Consider the following 21,616-nt stretch of genomic DNA (forward strand, 5'->3'; position numbering starts at 1 on the left):
CTCCATTCAATGATCAGTTTGTTTTTTCCGAAAGCTTGCCGGCGTATGTCCGGTTATTTTTTTGAAAAGGGTAATAAAATACGGCGTATTGGCTAGGCCCACACGAATGCCTATATCTGAAATAGGATCATCCGAAGAAAGGAGCAGCTCCTTCGCCTTGTTAATCCTTTGCTGCTGGATATAAGCGACGGGAGTCATTTGCTTCAACCTTCTGAAAGTCCGATGCAGGTGGTAGGGGCTGCCGTGACAGATCTCTGCCAGCCGCTCTAAGGTTAGAGCATTGCTATAGTTTTGGTCGATATAGTCAGTCACGGCAGCGATCCATTCATCATCGGGCAGGCGTTGTCCGGTCGGCTTGCAGCGTTTGCATGGACGAAATCCGGCGGTCGCCGCTTGCTCAGCCGTATCGAAGTAAGTGATATTATCCGGGTTCGGCGGTCTTGATTTGCAGGATGGCCGGCAAAAAATTCCCGTTGTCTTGACGGCATAAAGAAAGGTTTCATTATAAGAAGCATCGTTGCCGAGGACGGCATTCCACTTTTCTTGAAGTCCCAATGCCGTTGACGGTGTTTCCGCTGCGGATTGAGAATCGAAAAAGGGCTGGTTCGGGTTTTGCTTGCTTTGGTTTACCATGCCTCTTCACCTCCACCACTAGTATAACCCCGAAAGTGAACGTATGTACGCATTTGCGGATGGAATAGCAAGATAACGAAATTGATTAACGATTGTAATTTCCGTAAATTGGGAACGTGGAGATAAGTAACAGCGGCGGTTTAGGAAAAGTTTGATATGCTCCCCATACGGTAGACAGGTGAAATAATAAAAGCCTGCTACTGTGAGAGAGCCCTGCAAAACGAATACAGTTTCTGTAAAATGGAGCCAATCCCTTTCCGCGGTGTACGAGTGTCCACGGACTGTTCTTTCGTCTGGCAGTTCTAGCAACGTTCATCGAAAACATCGAACACGGTGTGCTTCTTATTTTTGTGCTTCGGATTATGATGGTCATTATCGCTTCCATGATGCCCGTGTGATTAAGGGTACGGCCGCAACAATTCTGCTAACTCAGTGGTGCTGGCTTCTCATTCACAGCTCTTCCAGTGTTACACGTAAAAAATTTAATAACTTAACACTAATATTAACCGTTCGAGATGACGATATAGGGAGTATCACTAACTGGAGGTTCTACTAAATATGAACAAAAAATCAAAGTTTAATCGCAGCGGTATTTTGACGTTCTTATTGGCATTTGTCGTTACAACCGTTTTTGTCCCAATGGGTAAAGTTAGAGGTGAAGACACTATGCTAAATACAGGAAACTATATTCATAGCCCTGTTCCGAACGCAGGGAACTCTCCCGACTGGAACGAGTCTGGGGTTATATCCTCGGCGGACGGCGTCTTGTTCGACGGAACCCCGGCTTACGCAGGCTGGATGGGTAGCGCAAACTCTCACTCAACTGTGAATGTGGTTATTGATCTGTTGAAGGACTACCCCTTGCACCAGATCCGCGTGGTGCTGAATTCACCCAACAAATATTGGGGATTTAAGGACATTACCGTAAAGTACCGTCCCGAATCGGCGACGGGGTATTACATTGCAACCAGACACGTAAGAACGGGAACCGATTTAAACTATTCGGTAACCATCCCGATGTCAAACAAGACGGTCAGGTTTATCGTGCTGAACATTAAGCGTACCCAAGCCTATCAACATATTCCGCTGACGGAAGTTGAGATTTATAGAGGTACTGGCGTTGAGGGGCAATATCTGAGACCTGCTCTTATCCAGGAAGGATTGAAAGCTGAATTGAAGAAGGAGGCTCTGCTGGCGGACAAGTTCGGTCAATGGATGAATGAAACCTGGGCCGGAAAGGTTACATCCGAAGCACAGCTGCGGCTGGAATATGCGAATGAGGCCGTTGCCTTGGCGAATGTTTCGCTAGATCCCACAAAATATGATCAATATGGAGGCTTTAAAAGCTTAGAAAAGCAAGCAAGCACCGGGTACTTCAGGCTTCAAACAATTAACGGGAAATGGTGGTTTATTACGCCGGACGGATATCCCTTTATTGTTAAAGGAGTGGATGCAGCAAGTTTATGGGAAACCGGATATAAGACGTCGATCCTGAAACCGGACGGCACCTCTAAGCAGATTTTTGAGGAATTGCCCGATCGTACTGCTTACGCTCCCGCCTACACCAGAGATGCCAACGGCGAATACGTCAGCTTCGTTATGGCCAATGTCATGAAAAAATACGGAAGCGGATTTGAGTCGAAATGGGAGGATATTACGAAGAAGCGTTTAATCCAGTGGGGCTTTAACACCTTCAGCAAGTGGACCAAACCGAAAAACATAACGTTTCCGTACATTCAATCGCTGCAAGACCCCTCGAATTTGAGAAGGATACAATGGACGTACGACGTTTTTGACCCGCAGAGCGGGCCCATCATCGAGTACGCGCTGAAGACACAGCTTCAAAATGCGAGATACAGCAAGTGGTTGATCGGTTATACCTACGATAATGAAGCGGGTTGGAATGCCGATATCGTAAAAGAGGTGCTGACCTATTCTTCGTCCTCTCCGGCAAAAAGCGCATTCGTGGATTTTCTTGAGCCAAGATATAATGGCAGCCTCGACGCGGTCAATCAGCTTCTGGGTACGAACGCTGTATCGTTTGACGCTTTGAAAGATACCAAGGTCAATATCACCAAAGTTCCCGCGGTCGATATATCGGAATATATCAGGCTGGCATCCAGAACTTATTATTCCTTGATCAGGGACATTATTAAAAAATACGATCCGAACCATCTGTTCCTGGGCACGTCCATCGTTCCTACCTGGCGAACCAGCTTAGATTGGGATCAAGCGGCTATGGAGTTTGTAGATGCCTTTTCCGTGGACAGTTATGCAAGAGATGCGAGTTGGATTTCCAGATACGAAGATTATGGAAAGCCCCTGTTGAATCTGGAACATTCATTCGGCTCGTCCGAACGCGGACTTTCCTATATCAGTGCGGCTACGATGACAACAAGCATCAGTGAAAGAGGAATGGCTTACCGAGCTTTTGTGGAAAGCCAGGCTGCGCATCCGTTGTTTGTCGGCTCAGGCTGGTATGCCTACTACGATCAGCCGGTTACCGGGCGTCCGGACGGCGAGAGCTACAACGTTGGCCTGGTCAATCAGCAGGATCAGCCTTATGCGGATATGGTCAACATCATGAAGACGGCACATGCCGGATTAGAAAGTGTTCACCTTAACGGGGCTTCCCGTTGAAAATTCCTTCTCTAGTCAGGATAGAAGCCGAGATTTCTACTTTTTCCGAGCAAGGTCATGTTGCGGATGATTCGTGGAATGCGGGGAACAAAATCGTTAGCCTGCATGTGAAGGATCCGATTGCGACTAACAATATCGGCATCGTTTTTTTTACAAAGGATAATGGAAGTAATGCGCCGGTGCTGACTGTAGTAACCAAATGATCAAGGAGAGTGCCTGTTTCCTTTCGGAAACAGGCACTTTTTGCGTGCGTCTGTCCAGTTTATACCACACGTATTTCCGACTCTGACCGGGATCATCGTGGGCATCGAGCGAGAATATATTAACTCATTAAATCATACATCTGTTTTGGTGTAAAAGATGTGTAAGTCGCACTGAGTGCATGAATAAAAATGGATCCCGTCCCGTTCGAAGAACCGTCCGCAAATACGTTTATTCGGGCTGAGTCACTTGATGATTGGAAAGGAATATAAAATTTAGACGTGTATAATTTTTTCTCAAAGCCGCTTAATGGAAGTTTCGGCAAGCTTAACGTAGAAGATCCAGACATGGAAACAGTCACTCCACCGTCCGGATTTCCACTCGTCGAATACAAAATGGAAAGGTGCAAATAAACTCCTTTCACCATGTGCGACAGCGGGATGTCATAAGATTTATTCCAATCCATACTTAATGGTACGATTTTATGATACGCGTAATCTTCAAAAATGACTTCTCCACGGTCATAACGCATAAAACCGTTAACCTTGCCGCCGAATACCGCTCCCTTTTGTTCCCCGGCAATTTGGATGTTCGCCTTATTCCGAACCGTCAGCTGCGCCGGTATTTCTTCCACGATCGTATCCGTATCGCAGGACGTTTGAATTTCGTGAGAAGCACACTGGGCCAAGTTGACCACATAATCGGCAAGGGAGGGAAATACATAATCCACATCGATTTTAATATTTTCATAGGTTTGATCTTCATCGAAAATCAATGAGGAGACAAATCCATTAACTACGACGTTTCCTTGGAATTTGAATTGGCAGTTCGGTATGTCTGCACGCTTGGCGATCACATATTGGGGACATAATTCACCCGATCGGTCGTTGCTTTGACTCTTCAGAAACGTATTTTGAATGATGTTCACATCCGAGAAGTCGCCATACACCACCACAAAAGATTTATACAATTCCTTCATGTTCGTACCGCCGCCGGCTGAATTTTTGCCGCTGCCGCACCGGTTGAATTGATTGGCAGAAATGACAATTCCATTATTTTTCTGTTTGATTTCAATAGCCGCTCCTCTAACTCTGTCAAAGAAATTGTTGGAGATTTGAATCATGCGGCAGGCATACATGGATATCGCGGCATCCCTGTCAATCCATTCGAACCGGCAGTTTGTCACCTGATTGGCAATCGCCTGTACCCAATCAAACGGTTTTGTTCCTACAAAGACACACTGATCCCATGAACTGTCAATGATTCTGCCTTCAAACAGCACGTCTGTATCATAAACCGTAAACGAGCAGTATCTGAATTTGTAATTATGATAGGCACCCTTCTTGTTGCCTGGTGCGCTGAGTACTCGACGAATCTCCTTAAAGCTGCAGGAATCAAAAAGGACATATCTGGGACTGGATACACCGGCGACCAGATCAAAATTTTCAAAACATAAATTTGAAAATTGAGCCCTTTTTATGCTTCCTCCGATCAGTACATTATCCCCGGAACCATGCAGAACGGACCCCTTTTCGAAATCGTCATAACCGGTCTGTGACCAGTAGGATTTATTATTCGAAACACCTTCCATAATCAGATTGTCAAAATTATCGAGAGTTCCCTTGATGAGATACTTACCTGCGGGAACATATAGTTTATAACCTTTGGCTACACAATCGTTGATTGCTTTCTGGAATGCTGCCGTATCATCTTTCACTCCATTGCCGGCGGCTCCGTAATCTCTTACACTTACTCCTGTATTCGAGCTCTTGTCGGAAAGACGGTTAATAACACCCCCGCTCATAAAACTGAGGCCCATTGCTGCCATTCCCGCCAACAGCTTTCTCCGGCTGATTATGAACTTATTATTTCCCTCCATCTCTATCCTCCTAGTTTCGGCCCAATTACTATTAGCAAGATTATCTCTTATTCATACTGCTTCCACTTAAAAAATCTGTTCCTTTTCTAAAGTAATTGCCCCATCCCCGACTTTATTTTAATCATGTTATCATGAATCTAAGAGCTTTGCACCACGACCAGACCATTAAAGATGATCAGTTAATCAGTTGGCTGCGTCTTTTAGAAATGGATTCAAGAGAACTTATAGGAAGTTTCAAAAATAATGAGCTGGTAGGATTAATTGGATTCATATACGAACGTAGTGATAAAGCATATTGCAATTAAAACCGATTACCGCTGTATGGGTATAGGCAGTGAATGATAAATGAACTCATAAAAAAGAAAAGAATCGTAAGAATAAAGGCGGAAACCGATAAAGATGCTGTTGGTTCCTATAGAAAAAATGGTTTCTCGATAACGAGTTTGGGGGAAAAGTATCCGGGAGTCGAACGCTTCGATTGTACGCTTTCAGTCAGCAACGTTTCAACAGATTACTATTCCCTGTGAAAGAGGAGAAAATGAAGACTAATAAGGCTCTTTACCCAACCATCATAATTCTCTTAATTTTTATTTCCTTCATCCTTTTCATTTGGTTACTGCAACAAAACAAATCTCTGTATGTTCAAATTGAAAAGGCAATTTTAAAATCAGATACGGACTACAGTGAATTATTACTTTTACATGCTGATAATCTCAATGGTTATCGATACATGCAATTAAATATTAAATCCACAGCGCCTCACCAACTCCAATGGGCGGTGATAAAGCCCATGCTTCACTGCTGCTTACCCTTAAAATGATCAATGCTGAAATTGTAGAAAGAGTGATCATACCGCACATCAATTTGAGACTGAATAAAGAGGGCGTTATAACGGATCCAGAACTAAAGAAGGAGTTATTATCCATGCTTGAGACGCTTGAGCAGGCTTGTTATTAAAGGAGGAATCAAATTGTCCTATAATCGACAAGCTCACAAAAGAAGTAACTGTTAGTGAAGGGACAGCACATGAAAACCAATGTAGTTAATCAATTGTTCAAGCAAAAATACTGGATAAGATTTGAACTTGGAATAAGCGGCCTTGAGGAAAAAGCATACTTTAATGAAGTAATGCAACGCTCGTACAGCATTTGTAACTTTCTCTTTTCAAAAAATGACGAAGTTTATGTGATCAATCGCATTAGCTACCTGACAACCCATTCGTTACTTGGCGGCTTTGGCAGGCGCATCGAACAAACAGCATGGTCGTTTTGCAGCAGCGGCCTCATTTACATCGGTTCGTCGGACGCACATCATCTAGAGCGCAGAGGATTTCGGCTGCGCGAGGCCTATGATGCTATCCATGAGCGTATGGGAGAGGCGTGGGAGTGTTTTTTTCTAAACAATGCGCAGTGTGTAATCGGAAATAAGACTTTCGGCAGGATGCCTGTCGAAGCGCTTTCATACCGGGGGGTATGGAGTCGTCTATTTTCCTATTTTCAAAATAAGTAATGCGTGGAAGAGAAGCTAAAATGACTTTTTTTGAACATCGATAAGGAAATTTTTGGAAACGAGCAGATCCGTTTTTTGCGGAAATGCTTGTTTTTTTATTACATAGAGATAAAAAAGACGTTTCCATGTACAAAAATGATCATGAAACAAGTAAATGCGAATGTTGTCGAATGGTGTTTTTGGGTCCTACTTTTCTAGGACACTAGTCAATAGTCCCTTATTTTATAAAAAATAGAGCGCAATTATTAATGAAATTTGAATGAAAGACATAGTGATGAACAGTCAAAAACCTATATTTTACAAGGAAAAGAGTTAGTTTAACTATATACTGAATGAATCTGAAGAAGGAATATTTGTAAACATACATAAAGCGCTTCCAAATGACAAATTCATCTATTCAGGCACTAATAATGAGAAAAGTTAAAATTACCTAATTCGATAAATTAGGAGTCCGTACTTATGAAAACCATTTTGAAAATGAGCAGGAATGTCTAACCGACAACATGTCTTTATTCCCTCAAGAATATCAAAAATCTGTGTCATACTTAGATTCACAGTGGGAGCAAGGCTAACATGACTCCTGAAACAAGTTAGGAGAAAAATCAAATGCTATAGCAAAAATTATATTTTACTAATATTAAAACCTCTTAATGAAGCTTGTGTTATTTGTCGATTTGTAGCAATCTTAAGTGAACGAGAGGGTTGAAAAATGGAGGGTGTCAAAGATGAATGTTTCGAATGTGGAGCAGAAGCGAGTACGGCTGAAGCAATTTTTGGAAATACTATCTGAAGATCCTTCTCTAATGAATCAAGAGAGACAAGAGGATTCGAGATCGTTAGCTGAACTTCTTATGGTCACTGGATATACGGTAAGTAACGAACCCGTTGACATGGCTGAGCTTGTATCGCTGCTGCTCAAGAAGGTGGGACATGAGGCTTGCTCGGAAGATATGATGGAGCACGTCATGAATGGCGGAACGGTCGATGAGTTTATGAATATAAGTAAATAAGCAGTTACATAGCAGAGTTACATAAACGTGATTGGAAGCATCGGACTGGGTGCTTCTCTGAATTAACCGTGCCCGAAAGTTCGCGTTTTGAATAACTTAAAAACATTAATATTCACTAGGAATAATTTATTACAAACATTAACGGCAAGATGACTTAACTAGTAACGGAGGAACCAAGTTGGAATTAAAACGATATTGGATGATCATCAAAAGAAGGCTTTTATGGATTGCTTTAATTATTTCAGTAAGTTGTCTGACCATCGGCATTTACTCGTTCAACTTCATCGAACCGCAGTATCAAGCTTCCGCTACACTAATCGTCAACGACTTCAAGGACAGCAGCTCGATGCAACCAAGCATAGACGTAGGCTCCATTAACTCCACGATTGGACTCATCAAAACCTACAAAGAAATCATTAAAACGCCTCGTATGATGAAAAAAGTCATCAAAGAGTACCCGGAGCTTGCTAAGACGTACGGAGAGCTCGCTGGCAAGGTAAACGTCAGCTCGGCTAATGAAACACAGATAATGACCATAACCGCCCGGGAAGACTCCTATGAGAAGGCGGCCAATATCGCCAACGCCGTTGCGATCGTTTTTCAAAAATCGGTTCCTGAGCTGATGAAGGTTGACAATGTTTCCGTCTTGGACCAGGCCGATCCGAAAGAGACGCATGGCCCGGTGGCTCCAAATCCGATTATGAATATTGCTGTCGCATTCATACTGTCTTTGATGGCGGGCGTAGGCATTTCCTTCCTTCTGGATTATTTGGATGACACGATCAAGAACGAAGAAGACATCGAGATGCTGCTTGGGGTTCCGGTACTGACATCGATTCCGAAGTTTAAAGAGAGTGATGCCATAGATAGGGGCAGCAAAGCCAAGCTAACACCAAGAGCCGGGAGGGGAAGCAATGTCTCGCTTGATACGTAAATGGAACCTTATTGCGGAAAAAAATCCAAATTCGCCAATATCCGAAGGTTATCGGATGCTGCGGACCAACATCGAGTTTTCGACGATCGACCATAAACTGCAGATCATTATGGTCACCTCATCCCAACCGGGCGAAGGGAAAAGCATAACATGCGCCAATATGGCGGTTTCTTTCGCTCATGCAAACAAACGGGTGCTGGTGATCGATGCGGATTTGCGAAAACCGGCGCAGCATCACATTTTTGGACTATCCAACCATAAAGGCTTGACATCCGCCTTGTTCCATCAACAAGAGCTGAAGGATGTCATCCAGCATTCGAATACGGAGAATCTGTCGGTCATTGCCGCAGGCCCGAATCCGCCTAATCCATCAGAGCTGCTATCGTCGGATCATATGGGGGCGCTGCTTGAGAAGTTGAGAGAAACCTATGACGTGATCATCATCGATACACCGTCGATCATGTCCGTAACGGACGCTCAAATCGTTGCGGCCCAAAGCGATGGCGTCGTTCTTGTCATCGGCTCGGGAAAAGTGAAAAAAGAAGTTGCGCTCAAGGCGAAGGCCTCTCTCGAGCATGTGCAAGCCAATCTTATCGGCGTTGTTCTCAATAACATTAACCGAAATCATTCGGATTCCTATTCCTACTATTACGGAGCTAGCAACGAGGCTTAACGTCATTATACCGAGATAATAGCTAGTTGGATTGGAAGGTAATGCCTCCTGCACCTCTATCACCGGAGGCACTCGGTCATGCTGTGGGTCAAAGGACCTTAGACGTTTATCGTCAAGAGTGTGACGTGAGGAAGGGTTAAATGCCCTAGCAATCTTTATTTTACCTCGGGTTTTTTTTCTAAAAATCCGAGCTATGCTCTCAGACAAGGAAAGCATAGCTCGCATTTTTAGCATCTCGGTACAATGCGAATAAAAAAATATAAATAGGATAGGGTGAAGTCAAATGAAAAAAGTGAGAAAAGCCATTATTCCTGCTGCAGGACTTGGTACCCGGTTTTTGCCGGCGACGAAAGCGATGCCGAAAGAAATGCTTCCAATCGTTGATAAGCCCACCATTCAGTACATCGTAGAGGAAGCCATTGAATCAGGGGTAGAAGACATCATCGTCGTGACTGGTAAAGGTAAACGTGCAATCGAAGATCACTTTGATATTGCGTTTGAGCTGGAATATACGCTCGAGAGTAAAGGGAAGTTTGACATTTTGGAAAAAGTTAGAAAATCCTCCAATGTAAATCTTCATTATATAAGGCAAAAAGAAGCAAGAGGGCTCGGTCACGCTGTATGGTGCGCACGCAATTTTATCGGAGACGAGCCGTTCGCTGTTCTGCTTGGCGATGATATCGTAGAGGCCGAAGTGCCTTGCATCAGGCAGTTGATCGAGCAGTATGAGCGTACCGGAAGTTCGGTCATCGGCGTTCAAACCGTTCATGCGGATCAAACAGACCGGTACGGGATTGTCGATCCTGGCGAGAAGATGGACCGTCTGTATCAAGTGAACCGTTTTGTGGAGAAGCCGCCAAAAGGACAGGCTCCATCCAACTTGGCAATTATGGGCCGATATATTCTAACCCCGGATATATTCGATTACTTAGGACAGCAAGAGATTGGCGCAGGCGGAGAAATTCAGCTAACCGATGCGATTCAAAAGCTGAATGTAGATAAAGGCGTTTATGCATATGACTTCCAAGGCAAGCGCTATGATGTGGGTGAAACTCATGGCTTTATTATGACAACGGTCGATTTTGCGCTCCGGAATAACGACCTTCGACACAAGCTCATGAGAGAGCTTGGAGAATTGTTGGAACGGGAGCATTTGAAACAGCAATTAATAGGCATAGGGGGTGAATAACCATGCATCCGCAGTATCGCGATGAAGTGGTATTGAACACTCCTAATGACTATAGGTTTTCCCTGAATTCGGTGTTCAAACGTACCATTGATGTAACCGGTTCGCTGTTTGGATTGATTCTGTTAAGTCCGCTGTTTGTTATCATTGCTATTTTGATTAAATTAGAGGATCCGAAAGGCTCCGTATTATTCTATCAAACAAGGATCGGCAAGAACGAGAAGCCGTTCCGGATGTATAAATTCCGCTCCATGGTTAGCAATGCGGAAGAAAAGCTTAAAGAACTGCTCGCTCAGAATGAAATTGAAGGCGCTATGTTCAAGATGAAGAACGATCCGCGCATTACGAAAATCGGGAAGTTCATACGGAAAACAAGCATTGATGAGCTCCCGCAGCTGATCAACGTGCTCCGGGGCGAAATGTCCTTGGTAGGCCCAAGACCTCCTCTTGTAAGGGAAGTTGCGGAGTATACAGATTACGACAAGCTGCGTTTAACGGTTAAACCTGGTTGTACAGGACTTTGGCAGGTAAGCGGCCGTAATGAATTAAGTTTTAAAGAAATGGTTGAGCTGGACTTGAAGTACATCCAAAATCGGAGCGTTGGGTTTGACTTGAAAATCATATTCAAGACATTCAAAGTGCTCCTTGGGGCAAAAGATGCTTTTTAAGGCGGAAAATGAATGAAAAAGATGATGTTTATTACGAACCGGCTGCCATTTCCAAATACGGACGGCAGAAAAAACCTGCTTCAGCAATACATTTATCAAATCAAAGATATTTATCCCGAATGTCAGATCGTGAACTTGTCTTTTGTTGATGACAAGAAGTACCTGAAGGATCAACCGGATGCGATTTCTCGCTTGGTATGCCTGCAATTGCCCGGTATGGCCGAAAAACTGTTCAATGTCCTGGTCTATTCCTTGTTAATGCGAAGGTGGCCGCTGCAAGTATCCGTTTATTACTCCCGGAGAACACATCGGCTGATCAAGGAAATGATCAAGGAAGAGCAGCCGGAATTCATCTTTTACGATATGGTGCGTGTAGCGGAATACGTTACGGACGGAATCGGACAAAAGGTGCTCAGCTACGATGATCTTCTGTCATTGCGCTATGAACGGCAGCTTCAATGGTTTCACTACATTCCATCTGTATTCGGCGGCTTCTCGGACAAGCTCCCATCCGGTATCAAGCGGTTTGCAAATTTGAAGTTCATTCAAAAATGGCTTGTTTCTTTCGAAAGCAAGCTGCTGCACAAGTACGAAAAACATGCAGCCCAAAATTTCCAACATCTTATCTTTACTTCTCCCAAAGAAGCGGAGACCTTCCGGCAAATTGTCAGTCATCGCTCTTGTCTCGGCATCCCGATGAGATTCGACCCGGATAAGAAAATGACGGGGAATCCCAGGTCGTACGACAGGAACAAGATCGTCTTTGTAGGGAAAATGGACATCCCGCACAATAGCTCCGCCGTCGTTTATTTCTGTGAGCAGATATGGCCCAAGATAAAGCAGCAAGCACCGAAAGCAAAGTTCTATATCGTCGGAAAAAATCCGACTGCCGAAGTGCTTAGGCTGCAGCAGGCCTATCCTGACATTATCGTAACCGGCGAAGTGGATAACGTTAAGCGGGTCGTAAGCGATGCCGCTCTAATGATCGCTCCGCTGCTTTTTGGCACAGGAATTAAAACGAAGATCGTCGAGGCTATGTCTTGGGGAGTACCAGTCGTAACCAATCCGATCGGCAGTGAAGGCATTAATGCAATCAATCATGAGGATCTGTTCGTCTGTGAAACGGATGAGGAGATGGTACAAAATGTACTCCTATTATTGGACAACGATGAGATAAACGAAAAAGTATCGCGCAATTCGATCCGTTACGTGACCCATCATTTCAGCAGCTCTGTGACCCGTAAAAATCTGGAGTTGATTCTATCGTAGGGCAATTGCGCAAAGAGCAGGTGTTGGTTATTCGAAATCTTGTTATTGCGCTATTTATGTTATCCCTGATGCTTTTGACGTACGACAGCTTGCCATATATCCCATTCTCGGTCTATAGGCCTGTATCCATGTTTCCAATGTTCCTTGCTTCCGTCCTCCTCTTGTTTACCGACTTCAGGTTCAAGAAGGGGGATGCATTCTTGCTCATCTTCGTGATGTACAGCATTGGGCATTCCTTGCTTGTGGCAACGAGAAACGGTGATATCGCCAGCAGTGCGTCGCATATTATCACGCTTCTGTTTGGTCTGTCTATGTACAGGGTAACGGTATATGTCGCTGAACAAGCGAAAGAAGATCCGGAGATTAGAAGCGGTATCGCTAAAAGTATTGCTATAGCGTTTATTCCTCCGCTTGCAGCCGGTTTTCTGCAGCTAATCGATGCATTTTTCATCCGCAACGGATTTTCCGGAGTCTTTACAGGATTATTCGCGGATAAAGTGTACCTCCGAAGAATTCAGATGCTGTCGGGCGAGCCTTCATGGGCGGCGATCCATATGCTGAGCGGCGGGCTAATCATGTTCTTCTTGTATAAACAGGGATTCCGAAAGCAGATGCATCTGCTTATCGCTGTTATCCTGCTTATGGTACTTTCCTTCTCCGCTTACGCGTACACCGTAATTCTGACTGCGCTGGTTATTTATGTACTAGTAACGAACAAGAATAGGGGACGGATGCTGGTCGTTCTGTCAGTCTGCGCTTTTGTTGTTGTTGTAGGCGTTCCTTTTCTGATCGAAACGTTCAAGGTAAGCGGCTATTTTACGCAGCGGTTTCAGTTCAATTTCAATCAATTAATAAATAATGATAATTCATTTTTTATCAGGCTGGTGTTTCCGGCCATTGGTTTTTTAGAATTTGCCAGGCATCCGATTTTTGGAGTAGGCGGCGGCTTTTATTATACGGAATTTGCCTCCCTCCTACAGCAGTATTTCAGCAGCGGATTGAAATTCAGTGAAGTGCACGATCTGGTATTTATTAATCCCTATGACGCAACGTCGAGAAATATGGTGTCGAAGGTGTTCGCTGAGGAAGGCCTTATCGGGGTTATCCTTTTTGGAGGATTTCTGGTTTCGATTTTTCGCAGCTGTGGGGCAAATTCGTATTCGAAATTCGCTTTTGCATTATGCATCGCACTCGTCATGAATTTTGATTCATATGCTTTTCTGGATTTTTGGTTGTTGTTCGGGTTCATCCGCGGGGGGGGGTTCGAAACGGAAGCCATACGTACCGGAATGCCTGTGCGTATGCCCGTTAGGGGTAAAGGTCTGATAATTCCCGCTAGACCCATCTATAGCGAATGGAGACGAAAGGCATGAAGATCGTTATTGTAAATAGTTTGTACAGCCCTCATATTATTGGCGGTGCGGAAATATCGACTCAAATCTTAGCCGAAACGCTTAATTCAGTAGCTGATGTGCACGTGCTTACGACTGGAGGGCAAAAGAGAAACGCCGGTATAACGTCTGAGTTGATTAATGGGGTTACGGTTCATCGTGTTCCTTACAACAATTTGTATTGGATCGGCGATTCGGAAAACCACGGCACGCTGCATAAGGTGGCTCGCAGACTTCTCGATTTTTATAATCCTGTGCAAATCGCGACTGTGACGAAGCTATTGAAGGAAATCAAACCTGATTTGGTTCATACTCAGAATTTGTCCGGTTTCGGGGCTGGGATATGGACTGCTTTCTTCAAAGCAGGTGTACCGATCGTTCATACATTAAGAGATTACTCGCTCATCTCGCCTGTCAGCTCGCCGATATCCAATCCACTGATTGCGGGGTTATACAAGCTGACTTCTCTTGGATTCAGCAAACGGGTATCCGCGGTTGTCGGTATATCTTCGCATATTTTAAAGCGTCATACGGAAGCGGCGGGATTGTTTCCGAATGCTCAAAAGCTGGTCATTCCGAACGTAGTGGATGGCGACATCGCCGCGGGAGAGAAAGATTTCGAGCGTAAGGCGCTGCGTATTGGCTATTTCGGCAGAATCGAACCGGAGAAGGGTGTTCGTGAAATAATCGATGCTGTCCGCTCATTACCGAAAGAGATGGTTGAGCGGCTATATGTATGCGGGGAAGGCAAGCTGAAAGAGGAGCTTTCGGAATCGTGCCGGAATGACGGCCGCATCGTGTTCACCGGTAAAGTGAAGCCGAAAGAGGCTCGGGAACTCATGGCCCAAGTAGATGTCACAGTTGTTCCTTCGATTTGGGAAGAGCCGTTCGGGCGGGTCCTCATCGAATCCTATCAAGTCGGTACGCCCGTATACGCCTCAGCAGTAGGAGGAATTCCGGACGTTGTGCCGGATCGTCAATTTCTTTTTGCTCCAGGCAGCTCAGAAGCCATTCAAGATAAGTTAAGGGAATATTATTCATTCTCGGCTGAAGAAAAACGAACAATTCAAAGACAATGTCTGGAACATAGCCGCAATTTCACCAAACAATCGCAGCTAGAACAGTATTCGGAATTATATAAATCGGTTCTGACACAGGTAACCGGTACTGCACAATCGGAGAAGATTTTTTCAACTGGAAAAAAAATAAAGGCCGGCGTGGGAAGGTAGTCTATGGCACAATTGGCAATCCGTAAAATATTAAATGGGAACGGTCTTGTACAAACGATTATGCGCACAAGCGCAACCAATTTTATGGTGATGGTCATCACCACGCTGACCTCCATCATGACGGCAAGAATGTTCGGCGTCGCCGGCAAAGGGGAATTTTCGGCGATTCTGTTCTGGTCGACCTTCCTGGTAGGGGTTGTTGGATTCGGACTTCCCACTTCTCTTATTTACAACATGAAGCGGCATGCCGGCAAAGGAGCGGAATACATCAGGGCAGGCTTCCTGTTCCAGCTCCCGGTCAGCATCATTGTAGGCGTCATTTCATGGATGTATCTTCCGGTTTGGCTGGGCAACTATTCTGCCGAGGTCATTCAGACCGCACGATGGTACACCGTGCTGACGCTGCCGCTGCTGCTAGCGGTCAATCTGATTGCGGCGCTTGCCCAAAGCTCGGATAACTTCAAAATCTATAACGGCGTAAGGTTGTTTGTTCCGCTTTTTAATTTGGCGGGTATCCTCGTACTCTTTATGACCGGAGTGCTTGATATCCACGCTGCTTCATTCGTCTACCTGATCACAACGCTGATAGTCGTCATTTGGTCCTTGTATCAATTGAGGGGCGAGCTAAAGATCGATTGGTTGAAGCGTATGGTTGACCGGGCTGCGGCCAAGTCGTTGTTCGGTTACGGCAGCAGGGTGTTTGGCGTTGAACTGCTTGGTACCTTGTATTCGCAGTTTGACAAAATCATTATCTTATCGCTGCTCACGCCGCGGGATTTCGGTCTGTATAGCGTCGTATATGCTCTGTCCCGCGTTTTCAACACGGTTCAGATGGCCATCTCGAATGTCATTTTTCCGAAATTGACAGGGCTGGACAAGGACAAGATTATCGCAACGGTCGGCCGGGCTTTCCGGTTGTCGCTTATCCTGATGACGATCGTGGTCGTACCGAGTATATTCATCGGCAAATTCCTGATGGGAATTTTATTCGGTAAGGAATTTTTGGAGGCCAGCACCGCGTTTTATCTTCTTTCTATAGAATGCATTCTCGGGGGCGGCTCATGGATTCTGGCAACTTCGTTCAACGCATTGGGTCGTCCCGGTCTCGTACTAATCAGACAGGTTATAGCACTTGCGATTACAATCGGACTATTCTTTGTATTTACCCCTTTATACGGTCTGAACGGAATTGCCCTATCTTTATTAATCGGTGCACTGGTAAGAATGCTGATCACAATAGCGGCGATGCGGGTCGTGTTTAAGGTGCGGTTTGCCGGTATGCTTTTTGATAAAGACGATTTCCGTTTTTTGATCGGGCGTCTGAGAGAAAAAAAGATCATTAAAAGAGCTGGAAGAGCAGGTGGAATGGATGAGTAACCCAACAGTTTACATGTGGCCTAAAGTTAGCGAATATAACAAATATTCCGAATTGCTGACAAAGTCCATCGAAGATAACGGTCTGCAGGTGGAACATTACGATACAAAGAACACCCTTAAACCTGCAAAGGGAGACATCGTCCATATGCATTGGCCCAGTTATTCGTATCAGGCGTCCAATTTCCCCCTAACGATCGTGAAGTCGCTGTTATTTGCCGGACTTCTATTGTTTTTGAAAGTCCGGGGTGTACGGTTGTTTTGGACCGTTCACAATATTTGGCCGCATTCGACAGGCAAAAGTAAATGGAATTATATGATGCGAAAGTTTATTTTATCCGTCTGCAACAAAGGATTCGTCATGAGTGAAACGGTAAAACAAGAGGTTATCGAAACGTTCGGGGTGAGCGCTGATAAGCTGATTGTTACACCGCATGGCCATTACGTGGACGCCTATGTCGGCAAAGGGACGGATATCCGTAAGCGATTCGGCATTCCGCCGGAACAGTTCCTATTCTTATTTATCGGCAGAATCAACCCTTATAAAGGAATCGAGAAGCTGGTCGAAGCTTTTTTATCGGTTAAGTCGGACTCCGTTGGATTGCTGATAGCGGGAAAAGTAGATGACGGTTATAAATTGGATTATATTGATCCGATTAATGACGGCAGAATCAAAGTTTATCCTCATTTTGTGGATGATCACGAACTTGTCGATTATTTACGGGCGGGAAATGTTATGGTGCTGCCTTACAACCAGATTACGACTTCCGGAAGCGCGATTCTGGCTCTCTCTCATTATAAGCCGGTCGTTGCGCCCAAGCTCGGTTCGCTTAGCGAATATGTTTCCGAAGGATGCGGAATCTTATACGATCCTGCTGACCCGGACGGATTAAGCAAGGCACTGGCGATGTCGGTAAATATGAATATGAACGAGGTAGAGAAGCACATTTCAAAAAAATTGGCAGAACTGGACTGGCAGGGGATAGCCGGAAAAATGATAAAAGTTTATACCGGGACAAAACGGTACGAGGTGAATGCATGAAAGCGACAGTAGCGATTTGCACCCATAACAGGGCTGAGGACGTGAGAGAAGCTCTTTTAAGTCTTTTACGGCAAAACTTTACGGATGCGTTTGAGGTGATTGTGGTTGACAACCGGTCCACCGACAACACCAAACAGGTTGTTCAAGAAGTCAATCAGATGACAAGCATCCCGATTATTTATGTTTATGAAGAACGGCTGGGGCTCTCCGTAGCCCGGAATCGTGCGATTCGCGAAGCGAAGGGCGAGTATGTGCTGTTCTTAGACGATGATGCAATGGCTTCCAAGGAATGGATTAGTGGGATTGTCTCCTTATTTGAGACCGATCCCCGAATCGGCTGCGTTGGCGGCAGAATCGAACCCGCTTGGGAAGGGGCGGAGCCGACTTGGCTTTTGCCGGAAAACCGGACGCTCTATACCATTTTGGATTATTCCAATGAAATTGTAGAAATGAAAAAGCCGGCCATACCATTCGGAGCCAATGTGGCGTTCCGCAAATCCGTCTTCAATTCGCTAAAACCTTTTCGGGAAGATTTGGGCAGAGTGGGGAGTAACCTGCTTTCAAGCGAGGAAGCCGAGCTCATTGATCGAATCCGCAGCCGCTATACCGTCTATTACACCCCTCATGCCTGGGTGCGGCACAAAATTCCGCACAGCAGAGTTAGCAGGAAATGGCTGCTGCGCAGGATCTATTGGCAGGGAGTGAGCAGTGCAGTCAGCTCGGAGAGGAAAAAAGGCATTATCGTCAAATCCGTCCTGAAGATTCCGGTGTTTCTGCTGTTGACGATCATTTTTTTCTTCGATAAGCATCGGATTTTCCGCAATATCAGCAAAATTATATACAATAACGGTTTGATCAGCGGTGTATTGCGCACCTATAACTAGACAAAGAGAGAAAAGGAGAAAAATGGTGGAGAGGTTAAAAAACATCAAGAAATATAATCGTACACTGCTTTATATTTTATTGATTTTTAGTTTACTTATAACCATTATGCCGATACACGGTTTTGCAGACAACTCTACCAACACTACTTCAGCTGAAATAGTAGTTGATGATCTTGTGGATTGGAGTCATGTTTACAAACATTCGGAGACTCTCTCTCTTCAAGTATCTGAGGCTGCGGCTGATCCCACCCGGGTGATCCGAAGCTTTCGATCAAACGAATACATGACGTACCGGTCGAACGGTCCTCTAAGGAATTTTTCCTTATACACGTACTATCGTCCGGACAACGGGCCTTACAATCATCCGAATTTTTATGTTTCCCACGATGGACAAGAATACGAGGAAGTGACTCCGCAAATTTACAAAGACGCGGATAACATGAATTTTGTCGTATATGAAGTACGGAACTTTCGTGGAGATGCAAGATATTTGAAAATACAATACACTGGCAGCGATATCGCTAAATCACCGGTAATTGGGAAAGCGGTGCTGAATGGTTCATTGGGCGTAAGGTCCAACCTGCCTTCGGGGTCCGTCCCTTACGGCAGTATGGTCATGTTGGAAAGAGCAACTGCCGGCGATACCGTGTATTACACTACGGACGGCAGCGACCCCAGAACATCTCTTACACGCAAGCTTTATACTTCACCGATCAAATTGGTGAACGAACTTCTGATAAAGATTTCCGCCGTAAGCCATTCGGCATCGGGCAAATCAGCGGCCAGCAGGGTTTCCACCTACCGGTATGTGCCGGATGGTACTTTGGATACGACAGTCGGAATGAACGACACGCTCGAAAATTTTAAACAGCTTTACAGCAAATCGGGTATTTATATTTTGAGAAGTGCTCCCTATTTCTTCGGCAACGATTCAAACCGGATGGTGCGTACTTCAAAGAAGCCGGGGAACATCATTTATCATACGGATTACGATATTTCTTCCTTTATGGTCTACAGCTACTTTTTTACTGGAAAGACCATTGAGAAACATCGGATCTTCATTTCGGAGAATGGAAAGGATTATTCCGAAATTTCTGCTAAAGCCTATTCGGTAGGCCATCCAGTAGGCAATTGGCAGAAGTACGCTTACGAAGCTTCGTCACTGCCGGCGGGTACGAGGTATTTGAAAATCGAGCTGCACGGATCGGCTGCATCTTGGTCGCCTCAGGTTTCAAATGTGATTTTAAATCGAAGCACCTCTTCCGTGAACATTAAGTCAACCAAAAGCGCCGAAACATTGCACGATGTGCAGTTAACGGCTCCGGGCGAGGCAAAGGTTTTTTACCGTTTGAATAATGGGTTCGGCTTCAAGCCCTATTCCGAACCGCTTCAACTCACAGGTTATAACGTGCTGGAAACCTATGCGGTCAAGGATGGTATGGAGCCAAGCCCCATCCGTAAATATACGCTCAACGCAAGCAACCTAATTAAAGTGGACAGGTTCGGTCAATTGACCTCGGCGAATTTTCCCGGGAAGGTGACAAATGAACAGCAACTGGAAGCGGATGCCGCGGCAGACGCCTCCTATTACAGCGGTTTAACACCGCCTTCGAATCGTGACCAATACGGCGGCCTGGAAGGCAGTGCGGCAAAATACGGGTTGCAAAAAACAGGATTTTTTACAATTCAACAAATAGGAAGCCGCAAAGTGATGACAACTCCGGGAGGCAATCTCTTTTTCAGCTTAGGGGTGAACGGTCTTACAGCCAACGAAACCTATACGATGGTAAAGGGCCGGGAGGAACTGTTCGAATCGATGCCTTCTAATCAAGAGGAATATAAATCGGCATTTATGGGGTTAGAAAACTTCTCGTTCTATCTGGCGAACAAATACCGGAAAACAGGGAAAGTTCCAACCGAGCATGCTATCTATTCGGAAGCGGCCGAGCGTATCAGAAAATGGGGTTTTAACAGTGCGGGGGGCTATTCGCCTGAGAAATACAGCAATGAGACCAAATTGCCTTACGTGCGGATGCTTCCGCTTACGAGCATGAACTGGGCTAATATTGGCGGGATTTCGATATTCGACATTTTTGCGCCGGATGCGGAAGCCAAGCTCGATAAGACGTTAGCAAATGTACTCAAGCCGAACAAGGATGATCCGCTGCTGATCGGGTACTTCATCGACAACGAATACGAGTACCATAAGTTTTATTCCCATGTTCCGAAGCTGAAGGCTAGCAAAGCAGCGATCAAAGGACGTTTGGTTAAAAGGCTGAAGGATAAATATCAAGACATAGACAAATTTAACAGCCATTGGCAGACAAGCTTTAATTCCTTTGAAGAATTGAAGGAAGCGGAGCTGCCGATCAATACATCGTCGGCTTGGCGTGATATGGACGCATTTTTTAGATATTATCTGGACACGTTCTTCGGAACGGTTTCACGGATCTACCGCAAATATGATCCGAATCATCTCCTTCTCGGAGACCGCTGGCTAACGACTCCTTTTCACAATGAGAAGTTTCGGAGCGTTATGGCGGAGATCGAAGGGAAATACGTGGATGTTATCAGTATCAACCATTACAGTTATCATCTCAAACCCGAACTTTTGGAGGATGTTCACAAGAAGTCGGGCGGCAAACCGATTCTGATAAGCGAATTCGGTTACGGTACAGCGGAACAAGGATTGGATCCTCTCCTTCCTAATTCGGCCGCGAACCAGTTTGAGAGAGCAATGCGTTACCGGAATTATATGGAGGGTGCAGCCAGTCTGGACTTCATTGTAGGCGTTCATGTATTCAATTACATGGACCAGGCAGGTCTAGGAAGATATTGGCAGGGAATTTGGGGAGAACGTTATAACTCAGGCCTTGTGAATGTCGCCGACCGTCCTTATAAGGAATACCTGGAAGGGATTATGGACACCAACTACGACATCTACAAGTTAGTTCTAGGGGAACGGCCGAAATTTTATTACGATATCAGCAAAAAATGAGCAGCAAGTGTTATTTGAAAAACAAGCCTCAGCTTCTCGATTATCTCGTCGATGTTGGCCGTTTTCAAGGATAGACTTCACCACTGGAGGTGATAA

General features: G+C 45.1%; 17 protein-coding genes. 15 read left to right on the forward strand and 2 right to left on the reverse strand.

Annotated elements, in window-relative coordinates; all coding sequences use genetic code 11:
- Positions 1–6: 6 nt before the first annotated feature.
- Positions 7–633 (reverse strand): bifunctional transcriptional activator/DNA repair enzyme AdaA, encoded by a 627-nt coding sequence (locus MRBLPE1_RS13580; protein WP_364146062.1) that lies wholly within the window; start codon positions 631–633, stop codon positions 7–9.
- Between the two features lie 558 nt (positions 634–1,191).
- Here MRBLPE1_RS13580 and MRBLPE1_RS13585 point away from each other — a divergent pair.
- Both MRBLPE1_RS13585 and MRBLPE1_RS13590 read left to right on the forward strand, forming a co-directional pair.
- Complete coding sequence (locus MRBLPE1_RS13585) at positions 1,192–3,273, forward strand: hypothetical protein (RefSeq protein ID WP_364146064.1); 2,082 nt, start codon at positions 1,192–1,194, stop codon at positions 3,271–3,273.
- Positions 3,270–3,476 carry a hypothetical protein gene (locus tag MRBLPE1_RS13590; RefSeq protein ID WP_364146066.1) on the forward strand — a complete coding sequence of 69 codons (207 nt, stop codon included), beginning with the start codon at positions 3,270–3,272 and terminating at the stop codon, positions 3,474–3,476. The genes MRBLPE1_RS13585 and MRBLPE1_RS13590 overlap by 4 nt, the downstream gene beginning before the upstream one ends.
- A 119-nt stretch (positions 3,477–3,595) precedes the next feature.
- Here the strand turns inward: MRBLPE1_RS13590 and MRBLPE1_RS13595 are convergent, their stop codons facing one another.
- Complete coding sequence (locus MRBLPE1_RS13595; protein ID WP_364147284.1) at positions 3,596–5,302, reverse strand: glycosyl hydrolase family 28-related protein; 1,707 nt, start codon at positions 5,300–5,302, stop codon at positions 3,596–3,598.
- A 1,077-nt stretch (positions 5,303–6,379) separates the two neighbouring features.
- Between MRBLPE1_RS13595 and MRBLPE1_RS13600 the strand changes: the two genes are divergently transcribed.
- The 13 genes from MRBLPE1_RS13600 (at position 6,380) to MRBLPE1_RS13660 (ending at position 21,520) form a co-directional block, all read left to right on the forward strand.
- Positions 6,380–6,862 carry a DUF3885 domain-containing protein gene (locus MRBLPE1_RS13600; RefSeq protein ID WP_364146068.1) on the forward strand — a complete coding sequence of 161 codons (483 nt, stop codon included), beginning with the start codon at positions 6,380–6,382 and terminating at the stop codon, positions 6,860–6,862.
- Positions 6,863–7,587: 725 nt separating this feature from the next.
- Positions 7,588–7,872 (forward strand): hypothetical protein, encoded by a 285-nt coding sequence (locus MRBLPE1_RS13605; protein ID WP_364146070.1) that lies wholly within the window; start codon positions 7,588–7,590, stop codon positions 7,870–7,872.
- 178 nt (positions 7,873–8,050) lie between these two features.
- Complete coding sequence (locus tag MRBLPE1_RS13610; protein WP_364146071.1) at positions 8,051–8,806, forward strand: YveK family protein; 756 nt, start codon at positions 8,051–8,053, stop codon at positions 8,804–8,806.
- The gene (locus MRBLPE1_RS13615; RefSeq protein WP_364146073.1) at positions 8,787–9,479 is read left to right on the forward strand and encodes a CpsD/CapB family tyrosine-protein kinase; all 693 of its coding nucleotides are present in this window, start codon (positions 8,787–8,789) and stop codon (positions 9,477–9,479) included. Before MRBLPE1_RS13610 ends, MRBLPE1_RS13615 begins: the two co-directional genes overlap by 20 nt.
- Before the next feature lie 283 nt (positions 9,480–9,762).
- Positions 9,763–10,668: a UTP--glucose-1-phosphate uridylyltransferase GalU gene (gene galU / locus MRBLPE1_RS13620; protein WP_364146075.1), complete on the forward strand. Its 906-nt coding sequence runs from the start codon at positions 9,763–9,765 to the stop codon at positions 10,666–10,668.
- A gap of 2 nt (positions 10,669–10,670) precedes the next feature.
- Positions 10,671–11,333 (forward strand): sugar transferase, encoded by a 663-nt coding sequence (locus MRBLPE1_RS13625; protein ID WP_364146077.1) that lies wholly within the window; start codon positions 10,671–10,673, stop codon positions 11,331–11,333.
- 12 nt (positions 11,334–11,345) lie between these two features.
- A complete protein-coding gene (locus tag MRBLPE1_RS13630) occupies positions 11,346–12,602 on the forward strand; it encodes a glycosyltransferase family 4 protein (protein WP_364146079.1) in 1,257 nt (418 codons plus the stop codon).
- A gap of 200 nt (positions 12,603–12,802) precedes the next feature.
- On the forward strand, positions 12,803–13,975 hold the full coding sequence (locus tag MRBLPE1_RS13635) for an O-antigen ligase family protein (RefSeq protein WP_364146081.1): 1,173 nt from the start codon (positions 12,803–12,805) through the stop codon (positions 13,973–13,975).
- On the forward strand, positions 13,972–15,222 hold the full coding sequence (locus tag MRBLPE1_RS13640; protein WP_364146082.1) for a glycosyltransferase family 4 protein: 1,251 nt from the start codon (positions 13,972–13,974) through the stop codon (positions 15,220–15,222). The genes MRBLPE1_RS13635 and MRBLPE1_RS13640 overlap by 4 nt, the downstream gene beginning before the upstream one ends.
- A 3-nt stretch (positions 15,223–15,225) precedes the next feature.
- The gene (locus tag MRBLPE1_RS13645) at positions 15,226–16,599 is read left to right on the forward strand and encodes an oligosaccharide flippase family protein (protein WP_364146083.1); all 1,374 of its coding nucleotides are present in this window, start codon (positions 15,226–15,228) and stop codon (positions 16,597–16,599) included.
- Entirely contained in the window at positions 16,592–17,638 is a 1,047-nt protein-coding gene (locus MRBLPE1_RS13650) for a glycosyltransferase family 4 protein (protein WP_364146085.1), read from the forward strand. The genes MRBLPE1_RS13645 and MRBLPE1_RS13650 overlap by 8 nt, the downstream gene beginning before the upstream one ends.
- Positions 17,635–18,522, forward strand: a complete 888-nt coding sequence (locus tag MRBLPE1_RS13655; RefSeq protein WP_364146087.1) for a glycosyltransferase — start codon at positions 17,635–17,637, stop codon at positions 18,520–18,522. The genes MRBLPE1_RS13650 and MRBLPE1_RS13655 overlap by 4 nt, the downstream gene beginning before the upstream one ends.
- Positions 18,523–18,547: 25 nt before the next feature.
- Complete coding sequence (locus MRBLPE1_RS13660; RefSeq protein WP_364146088.1) at positions 18,548–21,520, forward strand: chitobiase/beta-hexosaminidase C-terminal domain-containing protein; 2,973 nt, start codon at positions 18,548–18,550, stop codon at positions 21,518–21,520.
- Positions 21,521–21,616 lie beyond the last annotated feature (96 nt).

Origin of the sequence: Paenibacillus sp. LPE1-1-1.1, assembly GCF_040676435.1 — a bacterium.
Classification (GTDB): domain Bacteria; phylum Bacillota; class Bacilli; order Paenibacillales; family Paenibacillaceae; genus Pristimantibacillus.

Excerpts from the sequence above, each read along its gene's own strand:
- MRBLPE1_RS13580 (WP_364146062.1), bottom strand. The coding sequence starts at position 633 with ATGGTAAACCAAAGCAAGCAAAACCCGAACCAGCCCTTTTTCGATTCT.
- MRBLPE1_RS13585 (WP_364146064.1), top strand. The coding sequence starts at position 1,192 with ATGAACAAAAAATCAAAGTTTAATCGCAGCGGTATTTTGACGTTCTTA.
- MRBLPE1_RS13595 (WP_364147284.1), bottom strand. The coding sequence starts at position 5,302 with ATGGCAGCAATGGGCCTCAGTTTTATGAGCGGGGGTGTTATTAACCGT.
- MRBLPE1_RS13600 (WP_364146068.1), top strand. The coding sequence starts at position 6,380 with ATGAAAACCAATGTAGTTAATCAATTGTTCAAGCAAAAATACTGGATA.
- MRBLPE1_RS13605 (WP_364146070.1), top strand. The coding sequence starts at position 7,588 with ATGAATGTTTCGAATGTGGAGCAGAAGCGAGTACGGCTGAAGCAATTT.
- MRBLPE1_RS13615 (WP_364146073.1), top strand. The coding sequence starts at position 8,787 with ATGTCTCGCTTGATACGTAAATGGAACCTTATTGCGGAAAAAAATCCA.
- galU (WP_364146075.1), top strand. The coding sequence starts at position 9,763 with ATGAAAAAAGTGAGAAAAGCCATTATTCCTGCTGCAGGACTTGGTACC.
- MRBLPE1_RS13625 (WP_364146077.1), top strand. The coding sequence starts at position 10,671 with ATGCATCCGCAGTATCGCGATGAAGTGGTATTGAACACTCCTAATGAC.
- MRBLPE1_RS13630 (WP_364146079.1), top strand. The coding sequence starts at position 11,346 with ATGAAAAAGATGATGTTTATTACGAACCGGCTGCCATTTCCAAATACG.
- MRBLPE1_RS13640 (WP_364146082.1), top strand. The coding sequence starts at position 13,972 with ATGAAGATCGTTATTGTAAATAGTTTGTACAGCCCTCATATTATTGGC.
- MRBLPE1_RS13645 (WP_364146083.1), top strand. The coding sequence starts at position 15,226 with ATGGCACAATTGGCAATCCGTAAAATATTAAATGGGAACGGTCTTGTA.
- MRBLPE1_RS13650 (WP_364146085.1), top strand. The coding sequence starts at position 16,592 with ATGAGTAACCCAACAGTTTACATGTGGCCTAAAGTTAGCGAATATAAC.
- MRBLPE1_RS13655 (WP_364146087.1), top strand. The coding sequence starts at position 17,635 with ATGAAAGCGACAGTAGCGATTTGCACCCATAACAGGGCTGAGGACGTG.